At 72.7% G+C, this 4,844-nt stretch carries 3 protein-coding genes; all 3 read left to right on the forward strand.

What is annotated here, in order from left to right; all coding sequences use genetic code 11:
* Window positions 1-352: 352 nt before the first annotated feature.
* The gene (locus AB8Z36_RS29525; RefSeq protein WP_369216447.1) at window positions 353-2,476 is read left to right on the forward strand and encodes a glycogen debranching N-terminal domain-containing protein; all 2,124 of its coding nucleotides are present in this window, start codon (window positions 353-355) and stop codon (window positions 2,474-2,476) included.
* A 118-nt stretch (window positions 2,477-2,594) separates the two neighbouring features.
* Window positions 2,595-3,356: an NUDIX hydrolase gene (locus AB8Z36_RS29530; protein ID WP_369216448.1), complete on the forward strand. Its 762-nt coding sequence runs from the start codon at window positions 2,595-2,597 to the stop codon at window positions 3,354-3,356.
* Window positions 3,357-3,579: 223 nt separating this feature from the next.
* Window positions 3,580-4,844 (forward strand): ABC transporter ATP-binding protein (locus AB8Z36_RS29535; protein WP_369216449.1); only part of this gene is annotated, 1,265 nt, incomplete at its 3' end.

Genomic DNA, 4,844 nt, shown 5'->3' on the forward strand with positions numbered 1-4,844 from the left:
CCCCTCTGGCGGTCCCGGCTCCGCTGGTGGCCCCGGAGCAGCGCGATCGAACCGGTGGCGAATGAGCAAGCGCGGCGCGAGGAACGGTCGGTGAATCCAGGGAGAGCCGCTAAGCGAGAGGAACAGGCGATAAATCCCCTGTCCCATTGGTGGGTCACTTCGGCGACACGGCTGTGGTGCGCGGTGGCGTCCATAAGAAGTTGGCTCCATGCGGTCGGCTTCGCCCTGCGGAGGCGTGACTTGCGAAGGGCCGAGACCGTTCACCTGAGTGGCGGTATGAGTGGTCGTCGCAGGCCGCGGTGCCGCCCCCGACCTACACGGGCCACGCAGCCAACGCCGAAGAAGCCGCCTCATGCCCATCTCCGTTCCGCCACACGCATTCGACCGGGAGGGGCCCGAGCGGCCCGTGCCGGTCCCGGCGCGGGCCGGCCCTACGGCCCCGGCGTCACGGCGCCAGCCCGTTCCGGTCGGCCCCGTCGAGCTCCCGCCCGCGCACGCGTCCCTCATCTGTGTCGCCCTGCCCGCTCTCGCCATCTCGTCGCACCAGGGGCAGTTGACCGGCCGGGGCCTGGAAGGCTTCTACCGCGCTGGACGGCGGGTCCTGTCGCGCTGTCAGGTGCGGGTGGCCGGTCGCGAGCCAGTCCCGGTGCAGGCCCGCATGGTCACGGCGGACAGCGCCCGCTTCATGGCGACGCTGCGTCTGTCGACCGGCGCCGGTCCCGACCCGGAGATCCTCGTCGAGCGGGTACGGCACGCCGACGGCACGGAACGGATCACCCTGCACAGCGCGGCCACCCGCCCCCTGCGGCTGCCCGTTGAGGTCGCGCTCGCCACGGATCTGGCCGAGCTCGGTGCCGTCGCTTCCGGCAGGGCCGGGCCGGAGCTCCCGGCCGGCGTGCACGCCTCCGGTATGCGGTGGTCGACCGCCTCGGCCGACTGCCTGGTCACGGCCGAACCGGCACCCACCGACGCGCTGGCCTCCGCTGGAGTGCTGCGCTGGGAGGTGGAGCTACTGCCGGGCGCTTCGCGAACACTGGAGCTGCGGGCGGCCCCCACGGGTGCCAGGCCGGTACGGTCGACGGGTCGAGGCGGGACGCGTTCCCTCGCAGGGAATCGGCCCCTCGCCGGTACGCGTTCTCCGGCCGAGGCACGTTCCTTCGCCCAAGCGCGGGCCGTCGGTGACGACCCGCGGGTGCAGCCACTCCTCACCCAGTCCGTCGAAGACCTGCGGGCACTGCTGCTGCGGGACCACGAACACCCCACCGACCTGTACGCGGCCGCCGGTGCCCCATGGCGCTGTGGCCTCGCACCGGCCGAAGCGCTGGCGGCGGCCCGCATGACGCTGCCGCTCGGGACCGGACTCGCGGGCGGCACGCTGCGCACCCTGGCGCGCAGCCAACGCACCGGGCCGGGCCCGCGAACCGGCATGATTCCCGGACCGCTGCGGGACGCCGGGCCACACCTGCCACCCGGCTGCACCGGTACCGAGGCGACACTGCTCTTCCCGGTCCTGCTCGCGGAGGCACGGCGATGGGGACTGCCGAGCCAGGAAGTGGAGGGGCTGCTGCCCGCGGCGGAGAGATGCCTGCAGTGGCTGCGCACCGCGGTGGGCGACAGGGTGTTCCTGCCGGACGCGCGGCCCAACGGGCCGGTGCGCTGCACGACCCAGGTTCACGCACACCGGGCGGCGATCCTCGGCGCTGACCTGCTCGACGCCTTCGGCCGCGAGGGCGCTGACGAGCTGCGGCAGTGGGCCCAGCGGCTGCGATCCACGTTCCGCTCGGAGTTCTGGGTGGAGGACCGGGCAGGGGGCCGACCGGCCCTGGCGCGGTTGCCCGACGGACGCCTCGTCCCTCATCTCACCGGCGGAGCGGCCCACCTGCTGGACACAGGTCTGCTCGGGGCGGGAGCGTTCGCCGTCGGGCTGCTCGACAAGGTGCAGACCGAACAGCTGGCCCGGTTGCTCGGCGGGCCCGCCATGGACTCCGGGTGGGGACTGCGCAGCCTGGGCGTCAAGGAGAACGGGTACAACCCGTTCGGGCACCGGAGCGGGGCGGTCCGCGTACAGGAGACGGCCGTGGCCGTCGCGGGACTTGCCGCGGCGGGCTATGAGAAGGAGGCGAGTTCCCTGCTGAGCGGGATGCTGTCGGCGGCCGAGAGCTTCGGCTGTCGGCTGCCCGAGATGTACGCGGGGGAGCAGCGCACGGACGGCGCGGCTCCGGTCCCGCACCCGGCCGCCTGCCGTCCAGCGGCTACCGCCGCGGCGGCAGGGGTGTATGTCCTCGCGGCCCTCGCGGGGATCCGGCCCGACGCACCGGCAGGCGCGGTGACCCTTCGGCCCCTTCGAAGTGCCCCGCTGGGAGAGCTGGGCCTCACCTCGCTGAGCGTCGCCGGTGCCCCCTTCTCCGTACGGGTGAGCCGACTGGGTCTGGCCATGGTCGAGGAAGCGGCCGACGAACTGCAGTTGGGGGTGTGACCTGGACGCGATGGAGCAGAGAGGCGATGACGGGCCCCTGGGCGGCGGTGAGGAAACGGGCCGGGAAGCGGTGGCCGAAGGAGATGTTTATCGTCAGGAAGACGACTATGATCGCGGCATGTCGCCCTACGACCCGTCGGCCTTCCCGCCCTTCGCCGTCACCGTCGACCTGGTCGTGCTGACCGTGCGCCGTCACGCGCTCTGCGCGCTGGCCGTGCGGCGCGGTGAGCAGCCCTTCCAAGGGCGCTGGGCGCTCCCCGGAGGATTCGTCCGCCCCGACGAGGACCTGTCGTCCGCGGCGGCCCGAGAACTGAGCGAGGAGACGGGCCTCTGTGCCCACGACCCCGCAGCCCCGGCCCAGGACAACGGAGCGCACCTCGAACAACTCGCCACCTACGGCGATCCCGAACGGGACCCACGAATGCGCGTCGTCAGCGTCGCCCACCTCGCGCTGGCCCCCGACCTGCCCGCGCCCCGCGCGGGCGGCGACGCGCACAGCGCGCGCTGGGCGCCCGTAGAGACCCTGCTCGACAAGGGCGGGTACGGACGCGAGGGCGAACCGTCGGCGCCGCTCGCCTTCGACCACGGACAGATCCTCGCGGACGGGGTCGAGCGCGCCAGATCCAAGATCGAGTACTCCTCGCTGGCCACGGCCTTCTGCCCGCCGGAGTTCACGGTCGGCGAGCTGCGGCGGGTGTACGAGGCGGTATGGGGCGTGGTCCTGGACCCCCGCAACTTCCACCGCAAGGTCACGGGCACTCCGGGCTTCCTCGTCCCCACCGGCGGCACCACCACTCGGCAGGGCGGTCGACCCGCCCAGCTCTTCCGCGCGGGAGGGGCCACGCTCCTCAACCCGCCGATGCTGCGCCCCGAAGTCTGACACCAGCGGTCACGGCCGCCCCCGTTCTGCCGCCGAACGGCGGCCCGCCGGGCGGCCCGCTGGTTAGCCCTCGGTGTCACTCGCGGGGACACCAGTGAAGCCGCCCTGCCTGAAAAGCCGTATATGTCGCGTTATCTTGCTGTGGTACCCACGGGGCTCGTCCCCCCTGATCCGGTGGACGGGCCCCGGCCGTCGAGCGGTCGCACATCCTGCGAGAGAAGCGATGATCCAGGCCATCGGACTGACCAGCAATCCCCGCCAGGAGCTCCCGCCCGCCGTCGACGACGTGTCCTTCGAGGCACGCACCGGCCAAGTCACGGCGCTGCTCGGCGCCGAGGCCGCCGGGAAGACCACGGCGCTGCGGCTCATGCTCGAACTTCAACAGGGCCGCGGCATCACGTACTTCAGAGGGCGCCCGCTGCACCGCATCGCCCAGCCCTCGCGCGAGGTCGGCGTCCTGTTGGGCGACGTCCCCGGCCATCCGGCCCGCTCCGTCCGCAACCACCTGCGGATGCTCTGCGCCGCCGTCGCCGTACCGTCCACACGGGCCGACGACGTACTCGAGGCCGTCGGCCTCGTCAGCCTCCGCGACCAGCGCCTCGGCACGCTTTCGCGCGGCATGGACCGCCGCCTCGGCCTGGCCTGCGCACTGCTCGCAGACCCCCACACGCTCGTCCTCGACGGCCCCGCCGACGGGCTCTCGGCCCGGGAGGGCGCCTGGCTGCACGAAATTCTGCGCGCCCACGTCGGCCAAGGCGGCACGGTCCTGTTCACCACCGACGACCCCAAGGAGGCGGCACGCACCGCCGACCGTGTCGTCACCCTCGACGCGGGGCGGCTCCTCGCCGACCAGGAGGCCAAGGACTTCGCACGGACCAGGCTCCGCCCTCGCGTGGCCGTCCTCACCCCCCACGCGGCCCGCCTCGGCGCGCTCCTCACCAAGGAGGCGCGTGCGGCACGGCAGCCCATCGAGGTGGTCAAGGAGGAGGGCAACAGGCTGTCCGTGTACGGCAGTAACTGCGCCGAGGTGGGCGAGACCGCGTACCGGCACGGCATCCTCATCCACCAACTCGCCGACGAACTCGGCGACGCCGGTCCCTCAGCGGCTCCGGACCCCCGGGCGCAGCCGAAGCCGTCGCCTGAGCTCGCCCTCACCGTCGCCGCCGCGACGCACGGGAGCTGTCACGCGTTAGACCACACCGGGCCGACGCCACCCGAAAGCCAGCATCAAGCGCCATCCGCCCAGGCTCGGGATGAGCCGCAGCTTCTGACTGCTCAGACCGGGGATGAGGTCCCGGACGAGCCTCAGCCTCCGAGATCCCGAACCCGGGACGAGCAGCCAGCTGACATCGGCACACAGCGCCAGGCCGAAGAAACCGCGCAAAAGCCCCTCGACCCGGTGGCCAGCGGTCAAGACGAAGGAAACCTTCCCCAGGTCGCTCCCAAGACGGCGGTCATTCGCCTCGTGCCGCTCAAGGGCGATGACAC

The organism is Streptomyces flavofungini (genome assembly GCF_041028215.1).
Classification (GTDB): Bacteria; Actinomycetota; Actinomycetes; order Streptomycetales; family Streptomycetaceae; genus Streptomyces; species Streptomyces flavofungini_B.

Coding starts and splice junctions, on each gene's coding strand:
- AB8Z36_RS29530 (WP_369216448.1), top strand. CDS start 2,595: ATGTCGCCCTACGACCCGTCGGCCTTCCCGCCCTTCGCCGTCACCGTC.
- AB8Z36_RS29525 (WP_369216447.1), top strand. CDS start 353: ATGCCCATCTCCGTTCCGCCACACGCATTCGACCGGGAGGGGCCCGAG.